Source organism: Parapedobacter sp. GCM10030251, assembly GCF_042666505.1.
Classification (GTDB): Bacteria; Bacteroidota; Bacteroidia; order Sphingobacteriales; family Sphingobacteriaceae; genus Parapedobacter.
The window spans coordinates 1,194,577-1,215,616 of the sequence record NZ_JBHTDN010000001.1 but is presented as its reverse complement, the minus strand read 5'-3'; the positions used below and the strand labels follow the sequence as shown (position 1 = coordinate 1,215,616).

Annotated in this window: 13 protein-coding genes; 4 read left to right on the top strand and 9 right to left on the bottom strand. The window is 51.0% G+C overall.

Going from position 1 to position 21,040, the window contains the following annotated elements; all coding sequences use genetic code 11:
* Nucleotides 1-4 precede the first annotated feature (4 nt).
* A complete protein-coding gene (locus ACFQRK_RS05370; protein ID WP_379004404.1) occupies nt 5-6,568 on the bottom strand; it encodes an amino acid adenylation domain-containing protein in 6,564 nt (2,187 codons plus the stop codon).
* A 248-nt stretch (nt 6,569-6,816) separates the two neighbouring features.
* Between ACFQRK_RS05370 and ACFQRK_RS05365 the strand changes: the two genes are divergently transcribed.
* Nucleotides 6,817-7,737: a glycosyltransferase family 2 protein gene (locus ACFQRK_RS05365; RefSeq protein ID WP_379004402.1), complete on the top strand. Its 921-nt coding sequence runs from the start codon at nt 6,817-6,819 to the stop codon at nt 7,735-7,737.
* A 10-nt stretch (nt 7,738-7,747) separates the two neighbouring features.
* On the opposite strand, the gene ACFQRK_RS05360 is transcribed toward ACFQRK_RS05365, so the two are convergent.
* From ACFQRK_RS05360 to ACFQRK_RS05335, 6 genes are all read right to left on the bottom strand, one after another.
* Entirely contained in the window at nt 7,748-9,028 is a 1,281-nt protein-coding gene (locus tag ACFQRK_RS05360) for a flippase (RefSeq protein WP_379004400.1), read from the bottom strand.
* 292 nt (nt 9,029-9,320) lie between these two features.
* The gene (gene dapA / locus ACFQRK_RS05355; protein WP_379004397.1) at nt 9,321-10,202 is read right to left on the bottom strand and encodes a 4-hydroxy-tetrahydrodipicolinate synthase; all 882 of its coding nucleotides are present in this window, start codon (nt 10,200-10,202) and stop codon (nt 9,321-9,323) included.
* An 80-nt stretch (nt 10,203-10,282) separates the two neighbouring features.
* Complete coding sequence (gene ligA, locus ACFQRK_RS05350) at nt 10,283-12,304, bottom strand: NAD-dependent DNA ligase LigA (RefSeq protein WP_379004394.1); 2,022 nt, start codon at nt 12,302-12,304, stop codon at nt 10,283-10,285.
* Between the two features lie 85 nt (nt 12,305-12,389).
* Nucleotides 12,390-13,118, bottom strand: a complete 729-nt coding sequence (locus tag ACFQRK_RS05345; RefSeq protein WP_379004392.1) for a hypothetical protein — start codon at nt 13,116-13,118, stop codon at nt 12,390-12,392.
* 127 nt (nt 13,119-13,245) lie between these two features.
* On the bottom strand, nt 13,246-14,277 hold the full coding sequence (locus ACFQRK_RS05340) for a glycosyltransferase family 2 protein (protein ID WP_379004390.1): 1,032 nt from the start codon (nt 14,275-14,277) through the stop codon (nt 13,246-13,248).
* 24 nt (nt 14,278-14,301) lie between these two features.
* Nucleotides 14,302-15,222 (bottom strand): lysophospholipid acyltransferase family protein, encoded by a 921-nt coding sequence (locus ACFQRK_RS05335; protein ID WP_379004389.1) that lies wholly within the window; start codon nt 15,220-15,222, stop codon nt 14,302-14,304.
* Nucleotides 15,223-15,406: 184 nt separating this feature from the next.
* On the opposite strand from ACFQRK_RS05335, the gene ACFQRK_RS05330 reads away from it, so the two are divergent.
* Both ACFQRK_RS05330 and ACFQRK_RS05325 read left to right on the top strand, forming a co-directional pair.
* A complete protein-coding gene (locus ACFQRK_RS05330) occupies nt 15,407-16,018 on the top strand; it encodes a WbqC family protein (protein WP_379004387.1) in 612 nt (203 codons plus the stop codon).
* Nucleotides 16,019-16,075: 57 nt separating this feature from the next.
* Nucleotides 16,076-16,735: a hypothetical protein gene (locus tag ACFQRK_RS05325; RefSeq protein ID WP_379004385.1), complete on the top strand. Its 660-nt coding sequence runs from the start codon at nt 16,076-16,078 to the stop codon at nt 16,733-16,735.
* A gap of 4 nt (nt 16,736-16,739) precedes the next feature.
* Here the strand turns inward: ACFQRK_RS05325 and ACFQRK_RS05320 are convergent, their stop codons facing one another.
* Together ACFQRK_RS05320 and ACFQRK_RS05315 are read right to left on the bottom strand one after the other, a co-directional pair.
* Entirely contained in the window at nt 16,740-17,387 is a 648-nt protein-coding gene (locus ACFQRK_RS05320; RefSeq protein ID WP_379004383.1) for a hypothetical protein, read from the bottom strand.
* 74 nt (nt 17,388-17,461) lie between these two features.
* Nucleotides 17,462-20,089, bottom strand: coding sequence for a valine--tRNA ligase (locus ACFQRK_RS05315; RefSeq protein WP_379004381.1), 2,628 nt, complete (start codon nt 20,087-20,089; stop codon nt 17,462-17,464).
* Nucleotides 20,090-20,382: 293 nt separating this feature from the next.
* Between ACFQRK_RS05315 and ACFQRK_RS05310 the strand changes: the two genes are divergently transcribed.
* A complete protein-coding gene (locus ACFQRK_RS05310) occupies nt 20,383-21,027 on the top strand; it encodes a DUF6266 family protein (protein WP_379004378.1) in 645 nt (214 codons plus the stop codon).
* Nucleotides 21,028-21,040 lie beyond the last annotated feature (13 nt).

Below are 21,040 nucleotides of genomic sequence, written 5' to 3'. Positions count from 1 at the left end.
TAGTCTAGTTTGGTACGACTTGTAAGTATTTTCCGGGGTTCTGTTCGTCGGCCACAAACCAGGCGGGATTTCCTTCCCGGTCTTTGCCCAGTCTGGCATTCGGCACAGGTGGGACGGTGGCCAAGCCTGTCGGCTTGGGCGATGAGGTTGGAATAAAGCCCGCATCTACCAGCTCCCGGACACTGGATTCAAATGCCTGCACCACGGCTGCAACGTCATTTTCGGTGTGCGCGGCGGTAAGAAAACACGGAAATCCGTCCAAAATATGGATGCCGCGCATCCGCATGGCCACGAACAGCAATTCGCTGTACGCGTATTCCGCGTGGAATTTCACCTTCCAAAGTGACCCGAACTGTGCAATATACAAAGGGGTTCCATAACGCTCACATACGGCGTTGAGCTGGTCGGCGAGGGTTTTCGTAAGCCGGTTTACTCGCTCCTGAAGTTCCGGACCTTGAGCTTTTAGATACGTCAGTGAGGCTTTCGTCGTTGCCAGCGCCAAGGGGTGGCGCACAAAGGTGCCGGCGAAGTACGTGACACCTGCTTCCGGGGCGGAGTCGTCGCCGAACGACCAAGAACCGCCGTCCAGCGCATCCATGAACCGCTTTCTTCCGGCGATGATTCCGATGGAAATACCCGCTCCCGCTACTTTGCCGTATGTAGCGATATCGGCGTCGATGGCAAAGAGCCCCTGCGCTCCCTGGGGGTGGAACCGGAATCCAGAAATGACCTCATCGAAAATCAATGGGACGCCTGATTCGGCAGTGATCGCCCGCAGCTTACGTAGGAATTCCACCGGCACGAATTCCGGTCGTCGGCTTTGGATCGGTTCGACCAGCACCCCGGCCAGTTCGTGTGCCCGTTCCTGGATAATCCGCAGCGATTCCTCCGTTCCGTAATCCAGGATCAGCATGTTTTTGACCGCGTCTTCCAAAATGCCGGAAGCCGCCGGAAATGTTTTCAGTTTTTTCGTCCCCCTTACCACCACTTCATCCATGATACCGTGATAGGAATTGGTAAAGGCGATGATGGTTGCGCGTCCGGTTACGGTCCGGGCGATGCGCATGGCACCCAATACCGCCTCCGAGCCTGTGTTGCAGAGTGCGGCCCGGTCAAATCCCGTAAAATCGCATATCAAGCGGCAAACTTCTCCCGACTTTTCATGCTGTGGACCGATTTCATACCCTTCTTCAATTTGCTGGAGCAAGGCTTCCTTAATCACATCCGGCTGGTAGCCCAGGAAGTTGGACCCAAAACCATTCAAGACATCGATATATTCATTACCGTCAATGTCCCAGATCCGGCAGCCTTTCGACCGGTTGGCTACGATCGAATAGACAATCTCCTTGGTCTCGGGTTTGAACCCCGTTACCACTCGAGGGTCGGCCATGTGCGGACGGTGTTGCTGCGTATAGGCTTTGCTCTTGGCGGTTTTGAGATTGTAGTGTCTGATCAAGTCATCCAGGTAGGCAGCCTGCCGGGCAGTTAGCGCGGAACGTTTCCGCTCAATGCGTGCAGCGGCACCGAAGGGCTTCTGGAGTTCGACGGATTCTTCCGGTGTGATATCCGGCAGGGCGTGCTGCGGAATCGTATGGCCATTCCGTAATCCGGAGCTGTGTTGAATGCGGCCTTCCTGCAATAGGGCGACTTGCTGAGCCAACAAGGCAATCTGTTGCGAGAGAAGCGCGATCGCGTCCGGTGCCGTTCCCCCTGAAGCGGTGCCCCTTTCCGTCGCTTCTGGAGGCGTGTTGCGGTGTACCGGTTGGAATGCATCCGGTTTCAGGTGTTGATCGAGGTACGTGCAAAGTGTATCGAGGCTGTAATACGTTTCATTCAGCCCCCTGAAAGTGATGGGCAACGAAAAAGCTTTTTTCAATGCCAACGCCACCTGCGTTAGGACAAGCGAATCGAGTCCGAGCTCGACAAAATTCATATGATGTTCGTGGGCGTTGATTTCAATGCCCGACGCGTTTTCCAGAACAGACTTGACCTCTTCGGTAAGAAACTCTTTTCTTGTCATGTGTTGTTTTTCCGGTGTAAATGGGGAAGTATCGACTTGGGGCACGTTGGTTGCCGGCGTTTGGATACCTTGGTTGTTGGGACTGACCTCATACGGTTTGCGGTCGAAAGCGTATGTGGGAATTGCAATGCGTCTCGCCGCGCCGTGTTGGAGAGCCCTCCAGTCCGGCGCGAAGCCGAAGGACCAGAGGTCGCCCAGTGCCTGGTAAAGGGTACGGTATTCCGTTTCGGCACGGCCACCGGCGCCGCTGACCACCCGCTGGGCGATTTCCTTGCCATGCTGCCGCGCCAGGGTCGCGGTGACGTTGCCAGGACCGATTTCGAGAAATACCGGGTGTATTTCCCGGTCAAGGAACAGCAGCGCGTCCGAGAATTTCACGGTCGCCTTGGCGTGGCGAACCCAATAGGAGGGATCGGTAGCTTCATCGTCCGTGAGCCAGGTGCCGGTCACCGTCGAAGCGATGGGCAAACGGGGGGTGCGCAAGGACATGGATTGAAAGGCCTTTTCGAACGCTGGCAGCATCGGGTCCATCATAGCGGAGTGAAAGGCATGACTGGTATGGAGCGGCTTATTGGCAATGCCGCGGACGTCCAATATTTTTGAGAAGGCCGCGACGGATTCGGCACTTCCTGAAACAACACACAGCGAAGGTGCATTGATCGCTGCGATGGCTACACCGGGCGGAAGATGGCTTTCGAGGTCGCTTGCAGAAGATCTTACCGAAAGCATGGCCCCAGCAGGAAGCGCACTGATCAGTTTCCCCCGGCAAGCTACCAGCCGAAGCGCGTCTCCGAGCGTAAAGACACCGGCCAAATGGGCGGCGACGAATTCGCCGATACTGTGGCCGATATACGCGATGGGTTGAATGCCCCACGATAGCCAAAGCTTAGCCAACGCATATTCGGTCATGAACAATGCGGGTTGTGTAAACTGCGTCTGTTTCAAACGTTCGGCAGCGGTCTCTTCCGTAACGTCTTCCCCCGGAAAAATAATCCGGCGGATGTCTTCGCCGAGCTCGCCTTGCAAGATGGCCGTACACTCGTCAATAGCCCTCCGATAAACCGTCTCCCGCTCATAGAGCTGCCTTCCCATATGGACGTACTGAGCGCCCTGGCCGGGAAACAGGAAAGCAACCCCGCTTGCGTCCCGCTTCACCGTGTGTTTCGACCACGCCTTTTTTTCCAGTTGCAGGCGTAGATCGGCGAGGCTTGAAGCAGCAACATAACTCCGGTAATCGAAATCCTGGCGTGCGTGCTGTAAGGAGTAAGCCAGGTCGCGAATCGATGTGTCTGGGTTTTCAACAAGGAATCGCTGTAGCCGGTCGGCATACAGAGACAGCGATGTTTCGCTTTTTGCAGACCAGTTGATAATGCTCAGCCCGTCGGTAGGTGTCGCCGGCTGTTCGGGCACCGCGGTACGCTCGTACGCCTCCACGATTACATGCACGTTGGTTCCCCCCACGCCGAAGGAGCTGACACCGGCTCTTCTGGTTCCGGCAAGTGGAGTCCAGTCGGTAAGTGCATGGTTGACAACGAATGGGCTATTTGCGAAATCGATGGTTGCGTTGGCTTCGGTATAATTGATGGATGCGGGTATCTTTTTATGGTGCAGCGCCAGTACAGTTTTGATCAAGCCGGCCACGCCCGCAGCATGGGTTAAGTGGCCCAGGTTACTTTTCAGGGAACCGATACGGCAATACTGCCGGTCGGCCTGCTGGCCGAAAGCCAGTTTCAACCCTTCAATTTCTATCGGATCACCGATGGGAGTCCCCGTTCCATGAGTTTCGACATAGGATATGGTGGAAGCTTCCACGCCCGCGTCCGTCAGTGCCATGTGGATGCAACTGGCCTGTCCTTCGGCACTGGGTGCAGTGAAGCTGCCCTTGCCGCCTCCGTCATTGCTGACGCCCACGCCTTTGATGACCGCATAGATCACATCGCCATCTCGTTCGGCTTGTGCCTTGTCCTTAAGCACAACCGCTGCCACGCCATCGCTGAACAGGGTGCCCTGCGCATCTTTATCAAACGGTCGGCAATGCCCGTCAGCGCTGAGCATGGCTCCTTCTTCGTATAAGTGGCCACTGTGCACTGGAAACGTGACCGCCGCCCCACCGGCGATGGCCACGTCACACTGGCCTTTCCGGATGGCTTCAACGGCCTGTGCCACCGCCAGCAACGAGGTGGAGCAGGCCGACTGGACGGTCACGGCCGGACCTTTCAGATCCAGTGCATACGCTACGCGACTGGATAGGTAATCTTTATCGTTGAGGGTCAGTACCGATAGGTCGCCGGCACGTTCAATCAATTCCGGGTGCTTCAATACGTTATTCACGAAGTACGTGTTGTTTGCCGATCCGGCATAAACGCCGATGGACCCCTCGAATTTCTGCGGTACGTGACCTGAGCGCTCAAGGGCTTCCCAGGCGATTTCAAGGAAAAGCCGCTGTTGCGGATCCATGAGTGCCGCATGCTTCGGATTGATTCCGAAAAACGCAGCGTCGAAGTCGACGGCGCCGTCGAGGATACCACGCGCTTTGACATAATAGGGCGATTGCCGGTGCGACTCCGGGATGGACCTGTCGAGTTCCTCATCACTAAACCACCGTATAGTTTCTCTTCCCTGAATCAGCACCTCCCAAAGCGCTTCGATGGTGGCCGCTCCCGGAAATCTGCCGGCCATGCCAATCACGGCGACATCGTTCCGATCGGACCCGGTATTCCGGTTTTTCACCGAATCAGTGAACTCGCGCGCGGGACTGCGACCGTCGATATGGGCGGCGATGTCCTTCACCACCGGGTATTGGTATAATTTGATGACTGGGACGTCAATGCCCAGCTTCTTTAATGATAAGACCGCTTTCTGGGCAAGAAGTGAATTGCCGCCCAATTCAAAGAAGTGGTCATGCCTGCCTACGCGATCGAGTTGGAGCGTCGTTTTCCACACATCGGCGATGGTCCGTTCGGTTTCGTACCGGGCGGTCACGTAGGCACGGGTTTGCAATTCGGTCGCATCCGGAACAGGTAATGCTTTTTTATCCACCTTGCCATTGCTTGTAAGCGGAATGGTATCGACCGGTATCAAAAATTGGGGAACCATGTAGTCCGGCAATAGCTGTTCCAGGTGCGTGCGGATCGCGGTTTTGTTTGAAGAGGTTTCGGCAACGTAGTAGCCAACCAGCTGGTAATCGCCATTTCCCCTTTGCTGCGCAATCACTACACCGTGCCGTACACCCGGCGCCCGTTGCAGTGCATGTTCGATTTCACCCAGTTCAATCCTGAATCCGCGTATCTTGATCTGATTGTCCATGCGCCCGTGGTATTCCAGTGTGCCATCCTCCGTTTGCTTTACGAGGTCGCCCGTCCGGTATAACCGGGCATCGCCCTCAGCATGAAAGGGATCGGGAATAAAGCGGCTCGCCGTCAACTCCGGTTGATTCAGGTAACCCCGGGCCAGCCCCGCTCCGCCGACGTAAAGTTCGCCGATGGTATCGGGAGGTACGCGGTTCATCTGCTCGTCGAGCACATACGCGTAAAGCGTCGGGATGGGCTTTCCAATGATGCTGGCGTTGCTATCCAGGTGTTCGCCGGTGATCTCCTGGTAGGTTACGTGAACGGTCGTCTCCGTGATGCCGTACATATTGATAACCTTACAGGCCGGATATTGCGTCATCCATGGCTTCAGTTTGGCGGGATTCAACGCTTCCCCGCCAAAAATCACATACCGGACACTCAGCGGCAATCCTTCCGGGAATGACGATACCTGGTCTTGGAGCATGTAAAAAGCCGAAGGCGTTTGGTTGAGGATGGTAACTCCTTCATCTACCATCAACTGACTGAAAAGGCTTACATCCTTGGCTACCGCTTTGGAAATGACCACCAGCTTACCGCCAAACAAGAGTGCGCCATACATTTCCCAAACCGAAAAATCGAAGCAAAATGAATGGAACATCGTCCATACATCCCGTTCGTTGAAATCGAACACCGGGCCGTCGTTGACAAAGAGGCGGACGACGTTCCAGTGGGTGATCATGACCCCCTTGGGTTTTCCAGTCGATCCGGACGTATAGATGATATAGGCCAGATCGTCTGCCGTGATTGTGCAATCCGGCCGGATGGAAGGGTAGGGCAGTAGCGCTTGCGCGTCTGATAGGTCAATCGGAACCAGCGTGATGCCTCGCTCCTGGGTAATGCGGGTTACCAACGGCGTGCGTTCCGTAGACGTGATGGCCAGACTGGCCCGGATATCATCCAGCATGAAGCCGATCCGGTCCGCCGGATAATCCGGATCAATGGGAACATATGCGCAACCTGTTTTCAGTACGGCCAACAGTGAAACTATCATTTCCAGCGACTTATCCATGCAAACGGCTACGAGGGTCTGTGGGGCAACACCGCGGTCCCGCAGTAAATGCGCAAACCGGTTGGATTGCTCGTCCAGCTCCCGGTACGTTAAAGACACACCTTGGAAAACCACGGCAGTTGCCTCAGGTGTCCGTTGTGCTTGCGCATGGAAGAGACTTAAAAGGGTTTCATTTGTATTGCTTTTCACTGTATAGCTTTTTGTCGCGCGTATCGTCAGTCGGCGTTTGGCGTGTCCAAAAATACAGCGACCCGGAAAAAGGTAACTCCTTAGTTTCCAACTTTATTTTATTTTGTAGGAATAAGTCTACAGGTATATGGTTCTGGTTTTTGATTTCGCAGCGTCGGTCCGATTTGTAGGTGTAACGCTACAAGGGGCAATAATGTACCGGTGAGGAGCGCGCGTCTGTGCGTGTAAAAATTTAGCTTTGCATCGTCATGAAATTAACGTCCATTATCACGGTCAACTACCATCAAACCGCTCTAACGATCGATCTGCTTCGGTCACTGGTCCGCCACGCAGCGAACGATGCCATTGAGGTTATCGTCGTGGACAATGGGAGTACGGACGATCAGGAATCCGTATTCCGTGCGGTGTACCCGGAAGTGGTCTATCTTCGCGCTGAAACCAATCTTGGCTTTGCCGGCGGAAATAACCTGGGGATCAAACATGCAAAAGGCGATTATCTGCTCTTCCTGAACAACGACACGGAAATTACGGCCGGTTTTGTCGGATCGCTGCGTAATGAACTTGAACGCCACCCCGATATTGGACTCCTCTCGCCCCTTATCCTATATTTCGACGATCAAACGAAGATTCAGTATGCGGGCTTCACACCGATGAATTACCTGACCGGACGGAATAAGGGAATCGGGCAGATGGAAAGTGACGACGGTCAATATGATGACCTGACCGTCGAAACGGGCTATTGCCACGGTGCAGCCATGATTTGCCGTAGCGCCGACCTTCAACGGGTGGGACTGATGGAAGAACATTTTTTTCTCTACTATGAGGAGCTCGATTGGTGTGAGAAGTTTAAGCGGGCAGGCCTCAAAACCGGTTTTACGGGCAAGGCCAAAATTTATCACAAGGAATCAATGAGTGTGGGAAGGGAAAGCCCGTTGAAATCCTATTTTATGACCCGTAACCGTTGGTTATTTATCCGTCGGAATGCAAAAAGGGGTACGGCGATTGCTTTCAGCTGCTATTATCTCTTCTTCGCCACGCCGTTCTTGTTGATCAAATACGCGGCCAAGGGACGATTTGACCTGATTACTGCCGCGTTGCGCGGAATAGGATGGAATCTTACGCAGGCAACCAACAGCCGGCATTTGGGCGTTAAGTTACCCGGTGCCTAAGGATGGCCGGTTACGAAAATTCCGCTTCCCGTTTTCGTTCCACAAATTTGTTATAGGCTTCTCCGTAACTTTTGAAAGCATACATCAGCGTAGCGCCGGTACTTACGCCGAGGAGTTTCTTAAGGATCATTTGTGTCGAAATAAAAAGGATAAAGTAAGCAATCAACATCGCAACCGCCGCACCGATAATCCCCCAATACCGAATAAATACGTAGTTTAACAGTGCATTCAGTGCAACGGTTACGACGGTAATGTGAAAATTCAATTTTACCCGGCCCGTTGATTCGAGGATGGTGCCAAATTGCTTCGTGAAGGGTATGAAGAAAGCGGAAAGTAAGGTGATTTGCAACAGCGGTACCGATTCTGGATAGCGGTCGTCTCCGATGAAATGGATGATCGGACCGGCAAATATAAATGCGAGGACTACCGCGGGAAAAAGCATGGCCAACACCGTTCCGACTGATTTTTCATACAGGTATTTTACGGCCACGTCTCCCTGATCTTCTATTCTCCTTGCGCTTTGCGGAAAAACAATGGTGGCCATGGCATTGGTTGGAATGTTGATCATATTCGTAACCCGGACGGCAATGTTGTAAATCCCTGCTGAGATGGGGGACACCAGACCGCCAATCATCATCTGGTCAATCGAACTGGAAATTACCGCGGTCATGGCTGTTCCGAAGGAATATTTGCCGTATCGCAGCAATTGCTTTATCCAGCGCTTTTCGAGCGTTACCGACAGCCGAAAGGTACGGCGCACAAACAAGTAAGAAACGAGCGCTGCAGCCGCGGTACCTATCGTCATGACCTTCACCAACACGATCAGTGAAGTTTGTTCGCCGTTGAAATACACATATAAGATGAAGCCGAGTAGCGCAAATTGCCGGATCAGGTTCGATAAAAAGACGCCCCTGAATTGTAACTGAGCCTGCTCGATGGCCTGGTATTGGACGAGGAAACCCGACACAAAAAATGCGACAATGTATAAATTGAAGAGGGGAATCAATTGCGGACTGTCCCATAGGTTACCGAGTAGCGGAGCGAACAGGTAACAGGCCACGGCTAAGATGGCCGTAATGGTCAGGTTCAGGACGAAGGACACGGTGATAATGGAGTTGTGGGCGTCTTCGGAAGACGACGACAGATAGGTAATAAGGCTCTTGCTGATCAATCCGGTCCTCGCAAATTCCAGGATGGATACCGTCGATAGGAATAACACCCATAAACCGAAATCAGTCTTGTCCAGGATCCGGATCATGAAATAATACGAACCGAACGAAATGGCAAGCATGCATGCGTTTTGAAGCAGATTGATGGATCCGGATCTTAACCAATAGTTAGAGTTTAAAAATGCGATAATTTTCATGCACGTAGATTCCGAGGTAGATGTCGTTTTCGTCGCAGCGGAGATGCATAGCGGGCGGGAGTTCTCAATGGCAATTAATTTAATCGAATGCTTTTCCAGCAAATCCGGTCAAAAATAAACGGGATTATTGACTGTGAGAAAAGAAACACCGCCTAAAAAACCATTTTGTAGGCTTTGTCTTACAAATCAATCGGTAATAAACGGACGATCGATGCGGCTATCCAACCAAATTAGCCACTTCGCGCACAATGTGGTCCAACGTACCGGTGCCTACCCCGGCCAACGGCAGTCTCACGGTCGGTCCGCAAATACCCAGTTGGTGAAGGATGGCCTTAACGCCAGCGGGATTGCCTTCGACAAAGCACAATTCGGTAATTCGGATGAGTTTGCTGTGCAGCTGCCGCGCCTCTTCGAAACGGTTGTCCAGGCACATCCGCGCGAGTGTCGCCACCTCGGCGGGAAACGCATTGGCGACCACCGAAATTACCCCGACGCCACCCAATGCCATCAGTGGTAATGTTGCCGAATCGTCTCCCGAAATCAACAGGAAGCCCTCCGGTTTATCGCGGATAATTTTTCCGAATTGCTCAAAGCTGCCCGACGCTTCTTTGGTAGCGACGATGTTATCGACCTCCTTGGCCAAACGGACGGTGGTTTCCGGACTGACATTGCTGCCCGTACGCCCCGGTACATTGTAGATGATCAGGGGCAAGGGAGAGGACGCTGCCAAGGCTTTGTAATGCTGGAAAATGCCCTCTTGCGTGGGCTTGTTGTAATATGGACTCACAGACAATACCGCTGCATATCCGCTCGCATCAAATTGTTCAAGTTGGTGGATAATCTCGGCCGTGTTATTGCCGCCGATACCGGCAACCAACGGTACGCGCCCCTTTACCTTTTCTGCGGTAAATGCCCAGACGGCTTTTCGTTCATCTTCGGAAAGGGTGGCCACCTCGCCGGTAGTGCCCAACGAAACCAAGTAATCCATGCCACCGCTGATCTGGTGCTCGATTAGCTTTTCCAGACCTGCGAAATCGATTGTTCCGTCCGAATGAAAAGGGGTTACCAAAGCTACCCCAGCGCCGTAAAGTTCGTCCATACTGTGTAAGTTGCCGCTAATGTTTAATTATTTGATCTAACAGGCGGCCAAAATTAAGGGAAATAAATGATTTTACCGCATTAGGATCCGATCAATTGCAGCAGTTCCTTTTCGGAGATGATCGGAATTCCCAGTTTTTCCGCTTTGGACAGTTTAGAAGGGCCCATTTTATCGCCTGCAACGAGGTAGTCGAGCTTTCCCGAAATGCTGCTAAGTAGCTTCCCGCCATGACTTTCGATAAGTGTCGAAAGTTCCTCCCGGCTGAATTGTTCAAATACCCCAGAAATTACGAAACTCTTGCCCATTAGTGCGTCTCCCAATCGCTCGGTTTCTTTCTCAACAATTGCAAGTTGAAGACCGTCTTGCCGCAACTGCTCGATCTGTAGTCTATGTGTTTCGTTAGCGAAATATTCGCTGACACTTTCAGCAATGCGTTCACCGATTTCATAGACGGACTGAATTTCTTCTTTGGAAGCCGCCATCAGGGCATCAACCGTCCCAAAATGTTGGGCCAGTTTTTTCGCCACGGTTTCGCCGACATAACGGATGCCGAGCGCAAACAGTACCTTTTCAAAGGGCTTTTCCTTGGATTTCTCGATGCCGGAAATCATGTTGTCGATGGACTTCTGGCCAAAGCGTTCCAACTGGATAAGTTGGTCCTGTTTATCCTTGAGGCGATAGATGTCGGTAATATTGTGGAGTAAATCTTGTCTAAAGAACGTTTCGATCGTTTCATCGCCCATCCCTTCGATGTCCATGGCTTTACGGCCAATAAAATGCTGCATGCGGCCGACAATCTGGGGTGGGCAGCCGTCCTCGTTCGGACAATAGTGGACGGCCTCGCCATCCTTGCGTATCAAGGGCGTTCCACATACCGGACATAGGAGTGGGTATAAGATGGGCAGGGCACCGGGGGAGCGTTTCAGAAGGTTTACCCCCATAACTTTCGGGATGATTTCTCCGCCTTTTTCAACAAATACCGTATCGCCCTCCCGCAGATCCAAACGCTCAATCTCGTTGGCGTTATGCAGGCTTGCCCGTTTTACGGTAGTACCTGCCAGCAAAACGGGTTTTAAATTGGCTACCGGAGTTACGGCACCGGTGCGGCCTACCTGATAACTTACCGATTGAAACAACGTCTCTACCTGCTCGGCTTTGTATTTATAAGAAATCGCCCAACGCGGCGACTTCGCCGTAAATCCCAGCTCTTCCTGTTGACCGTAGTCGTTTACTTTGATAACAATGCCGTCGATATCGTAGCTCAAGTCGTAACGTGCCGCTTCCCATTTCGCAATAAAAGCCAGCACGTCGTCGATCGAGCTACACAATGCCGTATGTTCTGACACGTGGAAGCCCCAGGACTTTACCGCTTGGAGGCTATCCCAATGGTTGGTAAACAACCGGTTGCGGTTGTCGCTATACAGAAAGTAAAGAAAGCAGTCCAGCGGACGGCGGGCTACTTCGGCCGAGTTCTGCAATTTGATCGTACCAGCAGCGAAGTTACGAGGGTTGGCGTAAGCCATCTCGCCGTTTTCAATCCGTTCATTGTTCAGGCGCTGGAATGCGGCGCGATGCATGAAAATCTCGCCACGTATTTCAAACAGATCGGGATAACCATCAACCCTCAACCGATTGGGGATTTTCTTGATCGTACGCACATTGGTCGTCACGTCGTCGCCCTGAATGCCGTCCCCACGGGTTACGGCGCGTTTCAGTATACCGTTTTCGTAGGTTAAACTGATGGAAAGACCATCGAATTTCAATTCGCATACGTATTCGAAGTCATTGCCAATGGCTTTGCGTACCCGTGTGTCGAAATCACGCAATTCCTGTTCGCTGTAGGTATTGCTCAGTGAAAGCATGGGCCATCGATGACGTACCGTACTGAAACGCTGCGTGATGTCACCACCCACCTTCTGTGTGGGCGAGTCGGGATCAAGGAACTGCGGGAATAGCCGTTCCAGTTCTTCCAGTTCCTTCAACTTCTGGTCAAAGTCGTAGTCTGAGATGGTGGGGTTGGCCAATACATAGTACTGGTAATTATACTCATTGAGTTCCCGGGTTAGTTCTTCAATCCGGATCGTTGCTTCTGCTGGTGACATGACAGCGAAAATACAAATTTTAACGCCCAACCCAAATGCTGGCTACGAAATATCACCGAAGCTTCTTGCCCTGCGGTTGCGGTTCCTATTTTTCCAACTTATTCCAGATTTCATAAATCGGATTGCCCGTGGAACTCAATCCCGAATGATGCCACGCTCCGTTTTCGATTTTTCCGTCAAAGGAGAGTGAAGCGCCCACACGTTCGTTATCGCGCGAAAAGAACTCGATGTTTTCGGTATATTTTCCGTTTTCAAACGTATAAGTCCCCCCACCTGTTCCGGAGAACTCACCGGTTTTAATGTTGATGGCTACCCACTGAAAACGCGTACCGCTCAGTATCTTGAGGGTTCTGCGGTCACGTAACGGCATCTGTCCCATGTCATCACCTTCTTTCCTGCCCGTGATGCGCCATACCCCGGCCATCGGGCCCTCGTTTTTATCAATTCGCTCCCAGGTGGCTTGTGCTCCCGACATATTTGTCGATAAAGTGCTTCCGGGTGTTACATCAAACGTGCTCGATTGGCCGACCCACGTATCGGCAGGTGCATTACTTGCCGCTTTGTCGGTGTCGTATTGCCAGGTTACGGTTAGCGTTTTTCCGTCCGTTTTGTACGTGCCACCTCGGGTTGAAATGAACTTCTTATTTTTGAGATCAAAGGTGCTGTGCGATACGTAACCATCTACAAATACAGCGGTCTGTATAATATCGCCTTGTTGCAATTTCCAAGCTCCGGACAGGGCATCCTTCTGATGTGCATCGGTGGCCATACTTGTCGCACAGGTGACAAGCAGCGTAAGAATGATATGTTTCATGGTTTACTATATGGGTTTACAATTTGTATAAAATCACACAGACTACGGCAATTCCGTGGACTTATGCATAGATAACAAAAAGCGCCTTAAAAAGTTGCTTTGTAGCCGGTATTTTACAAAAGCTGTTTTATAAAAACTTTTTGGGATTCAACAACTTGAAAAGGGTTTTCCGCTGAATGTAAAATGCCCAAACGAAACTGCCGTTGTAAATCCCTTTTTTACCGAATGACTGTTTATATCGCCTGCGTTTTCGGGCCGTTTTGAAAAAGTCAAGGAAGAAACGCTGGTGTGAACGGCTGATGGCCCACGCATCGCTGAACTTGCCCTGTACCATAAAATGGATGAGCGCCACCAGATCGATCCACATGCGGGCAAACACGACCCAGCAGGCGTCGATCAGCGGAAGATTTTTCTGCATCATGAATAGGCTGTTCCGGAAATTAAGGTAGGTTTTTGTCGGATTGGCCGCTGCCAGCGTGCCACCACCAACGTGGTAGACAATCGAATGCGGGCAGTATCCGATACGATACCCCAATAACTTAAGCCGCCAGCAAAGATCCACCTCTTCCATATGGGCAAAGAAGTCGGCATCAAATCCGCCCGATTTCTCCCAGCAAGCGCGCTTGATGAAAAATGCTGCTCCGCTGGCCCAAAACACCTCACAGGCGTCATCGTACTGGCCATTGTCTTTCTCCACGACGTGCAACATCCGCCCACGGCAGAAGGGGAATCCGTAATAGTCAATAAAGCCACCGCCGGCTCCCGCATGTTCAAAATACTCGCGTTGATAGTAGGAGCGGATCTTGGGTTGTGCGGCGGCCATGTCAGGTTGACTTTCCAGCAGTTCAATGACCGGCGTGATCCAATGCGGGGTCACTTCTACGTCCGAATTGAGCAGCACGAAGTAGTCGGCTTCCACGTGTTTCAGTATTTCGTTATATCCCCCTGCAAAACCGAGATTGCGGTCATTACTCAGGATGCGAATGGCCGGATAGTTTGTTGTTACGAACGCTACCGAATCGTCAGTAGATCCATTGTCGCCCACCACAAATTCGATGTTGGGATAATCGGTGTTGTAGACCGAAGGGAGAAATTTTTCCAGAAAAAATCGCCCATTCCAATTTAATATGACGACAGCTACTTTCGGATAATGGTTCATTCGTACATTTTGTCTTTAAATGGCTCATGGAACCTGCTTTTGATCATCTTTTCTGTAAGACGTGTCAGGGGCAAGTTTCATACCTTTCGGTTTTCGTTTCCAACGGCGATGCGACCAAAGCCACCATTCCGGCTTTCGACGGATAATATCTTCGGTAAACCGGTTGTGAAGATCGGTGATGCCATGGCCGGGTATCTCGGCAGGGTTCTCAACCAAGGTGGTAAAAGTGCAGCAATAACGCCCGCGCCGAAGCCGGTCTATGTGACAGAAAACCACCGGAAAATTGGTCATTTTAGCAATTTTTTCCGCGCCGGTATATACCAGCGTGTCCTGGTTGAGAAACCGGATGAAATAGTCGGAATCCCGGTGCATCGGCGTCTGGTCGGCCACAAACATGCTGATGTGGGGTCGATGGCGGTACGCCACAATCTTGCGAAGTGTCTGCTTCATGGGTACCATCACCGCCCCAAAACGGCTTCGTACCGAATTATAAATGGTATCAACCGTTTTGTTGTGTAGGGGTTTGTAAATAATCAGCACGGGGTTGTCCGTCAGCAAACTGAGCCGGTGGATACCCAATTCCCAGTTTGCATAATGCGCGGTGACGCCCACAACTCCCTTGCCGGCAGCAAAATGGCGTTCCAGTTCTTCGTTTCCATAAATGATGATCCGCTTTTTTGCCTCTGCCGCGGAAATGCTACGCATTTTGATGGATTCCACAATCAGATCGGGAAGAAAGCGATAGAATTTCCGAGCGATTTGCTTGCGTTCATCTTCCGACTTTTCCGGAAATGCATTGCGAAGGTTTTCATAAACCACTGCTTTCCGATACCCAACTACGTGATACAGTACGACATATAAAATGTCGGACAGTCGGTAAAGCACCCAGAAGGGAAGTAACGAGACCAGATAAACAAAGAAATTCACTACGGAAGACTTTCGCATTACGGCCATTGATGGTGCATGAAGGTGCAAACTTAGATAAAGTTACGTTTATATGCAATTTAATCGTATTGCCCATAAATGCGATGTTTTCAAGTGCGCTGCGTCCCCTTAGAACGGCCTGGAAGCGGAAAATTTCCGTAATTTACGTTACTTTTACCGCATTAACGTATATTTCTTGTGTTTCATGGACAATCACCTTATTTTACCTGCCTGTTACCTGCCACCGGTATCCTATTTCCATACCATTCAAGCTACTTCATTGCCCATTCTCATTGAGCAGTATGAACACTATCCCAAACAAACTTACCGTACCCGTGCCTCCATTTACTCGGCCAACGGTAAATTGGATCTCATCGTACCCGTGCAGCGCGGACATAAGGGGCATACGAAAATGAAGGACGTAAAAATCAGCTACGAATGGGACTGGCAACGCCTGCATTGGATGAGCTTGCAAACGGCCTATCGCAGTTCGGCTTATTTTGAATACTACGAAGATGATTTCCTGCCGTTTTACCGACAGCGTTATGATTGGTTGGTCGACTATAACGTAGCGCAATTGGAATTGCTGCTGCGGTTGCTAAAGATCGCGCGCACCGTGGGGTATACCGAAAGTTACCGACAGGATTATCCGCCGCATTTGGATTTCCGTTCCTCCATCCATCCCAAACGCGATAGCCCTGTTGCATCGCATAAGCCTTATTACCAAGTTTTTGAGAATAAGTGTGGATTTCTTGCTAACTTAAGTGTGGTCGACTTGCTGTTTAACCACGGGCCTCAGAGCAAGGAGTTTCTCTGAGGTGGCAAACTTTTTGTTTCCGGCGCTGTTTTAGTGTCACAATAACTGAAAATAAACATGATTAAGCCGTTTTTACGCATTTTATATTTTTTTCTTTTGTTTGCCGGAACGGTTCGAGCGCAATCAGGCGCGGATACCATACATCACCGGAAGGTCTATGTAGTGAGCGGATTGGGATGGGGATTTGCGTTGGGAGAGACCAGCGAGGTACTGCAGCCTAAGTTTTCAAACAGCCTAGGGCTCGATATTTCCCTCGCCAACCGGCATTATTTTGTGTACCCTTCGGTCGACTTTCTTTCGTACCGGTACAATCAACAGGTCCATGACCCGGATTACCCGCATGATCTGGAAAGGGGGCGGAGCAATTTCTACATCCTGAATCTTGCCGGTGGCATCCGGAAACAGATAGAAAAACTTAATTTATATGCCTATGCCGGCCCGGGAGCCGGCGTGGTGGTCGAGCCGCGTGCACTTGTCTCGGAAGAGCGGCAACGAGTGGTTATTGAAAATACGACCCACTTAACACCAACCTTGCGGGCCGGTATCGGAGCAGATTATAAAATCGGCGGTTTTTTTCTGCTTGTCGAAGCCGGATGGCTTCACAACTTCCGGAAAATACAGGATCGCCAGGTCAATCTTCTGACGGTATACGGCGGATTGAAAACAGATGTGACCACGCTGAAAAACAACGTGGCCCGTGTGATGGGAATCCAATAAAACCTTACTTCCGTGAAACGGTTAGCTCGACAACTTCCACATCAATGGAATTGAAGAGTTTATGTGATGATTTCAGCTCCGATTCGGGTTTAATTTCATCCAACGTCCGTACGTCAACACCCCGTTGTTTCACGATATCCAGTTTTCCGCCCAGGCAGGGGTACTTCGTTTCGATGTCGCCGCCATTGAAACCGGTGATCTTGGCAAACCCATCTACGCTGTTGTAAAAATTCGTCATGGATATGGGCATGAAATTATTGTATTGCTTAACCTCATTTAGCGTTGAGCCTACACGCAACCCTTCAGCAGTTTTGTAAGGGCCAAAATTGTTTGCAACCGAAATTTTGGTAATCGTCGCATAAGGCTCTTTGTTTTCTGCCCAATACACCGTTATTTCTTCCGCTTCGTTTGGGAATAATTTGGTAATGTGTACGGTTTTGCCGTCTACTTCCGCTGTTCCGTTTTCCAGCTTATCGGCACCGAGGGCACTATCCAGGGAAGCATACGAATCGGTAAGTTTGACAGGTCCGATGCCTTCACAGGTTATCGCATTGGGGTCTACTACCGGCGTTTCTTCTTTTTGCTGTTTCTGCGGCTGTTGGCAGGCGATGGCGACCAGACCCACGCAGGCGATGTGCATTAGTTTTTTCATAATTTCGAGTAGTGTTCAACTTGTGTTGGCTAAACTATGAAAAAAAACTAACTAAACAACAAAGAAATAGCGTATTAGAGACTGGCCAAGCTTTCCTCCAGCAATCGGATCTTCGCTTCCGCATCGGCCTTTTTGTTCCGTTCATTGGCTACGATTTCCGGCTTGGCATTCTGTACAAACCGTTCGTTCGTCAGTTTCGCATTCACCGATTTCAGGAACCCTTCCAAGTAGTCGATCTCCTTATGGATGCGTTCTCGCTCGGCGGCCACATCAATATTCTGTGCAACGTCTACGTAAAACTCGTCTTTTCCCACCAGAAAACTGGCGACGCCTGCAGGCTTTCGATCGAGTACTTCGACGGCAGTAATGTTCGCCATTTTCTGAATGCTTTCGGCATAGCGAGCGAAGTCGATCGTCGAAGTCGCGTGTATGGCAAGGGGTAACGCGGTTTTCGGCGACAGTTGTTTGGTGTTTCTAAGGTTACGGATTTCCGAAACGACTTGTTGCAGTGCCATGAAGTCGGTCAGCAGCTTTTCGTCAAAATCGCCTCCCGTTGGATATTCCGCTACAATGCAGCAATCGCGTTCCTCCCGTGTACCGAACAGCTCGTCGTGCCACAGTTCTTCGCTGATAAATGGCATAAACGGATGAACCAATTTCAGCACCGATGCAAAGAAATCCTTGGTTGCCTCAAATGCTTCGCGGGCAATGGGCTGCTGGTATGTGGGTTTTACGAGTTCGAGGTACCAGGCGCAAAAATCATCCCATATCAACTTGTATGTGGCCATGAGTGCATCCGAAATCCGATAGGTGGTAAAGTGATCCTCGATTTCTTGCAACGCTTGGTTAAATCGGTGCCGGAACCAACGGGCCGCTTCCCGCTGCGCAGATGTAGCAGGTGCGTCGGCAACTTCCCAACCCTTCACCAAACGGAAGGCATTCCAGATTTTGTTGGCAAAATTACGCCCCTGCTCGCAATAGGCTACATCAAACATCAGATCGTTGCCGGCAGGAGAGGAGAGGAGCATGCCCACCCGAACGCCATCCGTTCCGTACTGTTCCATCAATTCGATGGGGTCTGGCGAATTGCCCAGCGACTTGGACATTTTGCGACCCAGCTTATCACGAACGATACCGGTGAGATAAACGTTTTTGAATGGCGGTTTGCCGGTGTACTCGTGGCCGAAGATGATCATACGTGCTACCCAGAAAAATAAGATTTCGGGCGCAGTAACCAGGTCGTTCGTCGGGTAATAATACCGGATGTCCGGATTGTCGGGATGACGGGTGCCGTCGAATACCGACATCGGCCAAAGCCCTGACGAAAACCACGTGTCCAGTACATCGTCTTCCTGCCGGATACCGGATGCTGATTTTCCTTCTGCAGCAAACAGCGCAATGGCTTCGGTCTCTGTTTTGGCAACCACCCACTCGTTCTGCCCATTAAACCAAGCCGGTATGCGTTGTCCCCACCACAATTGACGACTGATGGTCCAGTCTTTGATGTTCTCCATCCAGTGGCGGTACGTATTGATGAATTTATCGGGGATCAGCTTCACGTCGCCGTTAAGCACGTAATCCAGTGCAGGCTTGGCCAGCTCCTGCATGCGACAGAACCATTGCATGGAAAGCTTGGGTTCGATGACGGCGTCGGTACGTTCCGAAAACCCCACCTGTGATGTATAGGGCTCGGACTTTTCGAGCTGACCGGCTTCCTCCAATAGCTTGACCACGGCTTTGCGCGCTTTAAAACGGTCTTCACCAACAAGAATCTGTGCTTTTTCGTTGAGCGTGCCGTCGTCGTTCAGGATGTCAATAACCTCCAGGTTATGCTTCTGTCCGAGTTCGTAGTCGTTCAGGTCATGGGCAGGCGTTACCTTCAGGCAACCCGTGCCGAATTCCATATCTACATAATCATCTTCAATAATCGGAATTTCCCGGTTGATAAGTGGCACCAAGGCCATCTTCCCTTTTATGTGTGCATAACGGGGATCGTTGGGATTGATGCACACAGCGGTGTCGGCCATGATCGTTTCTGGTCGCGTCGTGGCAATCGTCAGATAGGATGGAGCTTCTCCTGGAGCGCCTTTTACTGCGTAGCGGACGTAGTAAAGTGTTTGGTTAACCTCTTTGCGGATCACTTCCTCATCAGACAAAGCGGTACGCCCCTGCGGGTCCCAATTGACCATACGGACACCCCGATAGATATATCCTTTCTTGTATAGGCGGATGAACGTGTCAATAACGGCCTCGGACAGGTCGGGTTCCATGGTAAAGCGCGTCCGTTCCCAATCGCAGGATGCGCCAAGTTTTTCCAGTTGCCTAAGGATGATACCCCCATATTTTTCTTTCCATTCCCAGGCGTACTCCAGAAACTGCTCGCGCGTAAGATCTTTCTTACTGATACTCTTCTCTTTAAGCATGGCAACCACTTTGGCCTCGGTGGCGATGGATGCGTGGTCGGTGCCGGGTACCCAACAAGCGTTTTTACCCTGCATGCGGGCGCGGCGGATGAGTACATCCTGTAACGTATTATTGAGCATATGTCCCATATGCAGCACGCCCGTAACGTTAGGCGGCGGCATGACGATGGTATAGGGCTCGCGGTCATCCGGCACCGAACGGAAAAAGCCCTTTTCCATCCAGTATGCATACCATTTTTCCTCAGCTTCTTTGGGATTATATGTCTTTGAGATACTCATGAACCGTCTACAGTTTTAAGGGACGCAAACTTAGGGAAAGTTGGGAATTAAAGCAAATACACGCGCATCGGGTTGACATAATCCCGGTCTTTGATGCATCCCGCTGACTTCTCTCATTTATACTTATGAAAATCCCATGATTTACTTTATATTTAATCGAGGTTTATTCGGATTTCGTTCGGAGTTTATTCGGAAGTTAACCGAATAAACTAAAAGTAAAATCAAAATAATATAACATTTATTTAAAATTTATCAATAAATTTGGTGTAAATTTTGAACAACGAAAGCGTAATATGGCGATATTGACAGATGGGGTAAACGGGCCGGTAACCGGCCGATTGGGCAATGTGGTTTTTTATCAGGTCAAGGGTCAGAACCGGGCGCGTTCGCTACCACGGACGCCCAAGCGTGGACGTACTCCAAGTCCGGTGCAGGTTATACAGCGGACCAAGTTCAAGTTAATGCAGGATTGGCTGCGACCCTTGAAACAACTGGTACGGATCGGCTTCGGAAACTATGCTCCGCCAAAGACAGGTCATAACGTAGCGATGTCTCATAACATGCGGCACGCAATCGTTGAAAAGGATGGTGAATTTTCGGTTGACCCAACGGCTTTCCGATTCAGTGCGGGCCCTCTGAGTCCGCCGGTCAATGCGCGTATTTCCGTGGTGGAAGATACCCTGCATTTTGCGTGGGAATTACCAGGCGCCGGTGCGCGGTTAGGAAATGCCCGGACGTTATTACTGGCCTATAATACCACCGAATCGGTGGTCTATTATGAAATCTGTGGCGCAAGCGCGTATGCATGCAAGGGAGCGTTGGCACTTCGCTTCCTGGGCTATCGGAAGGCAACGGTTTGCCACGCGTACATGGCCTTCATGAATGTGGAAACGGGCGAAGTTTCCGACAGCGTGTATGCGGGTTTGCTGCCCGTATAGGTCTGTTAAGTCA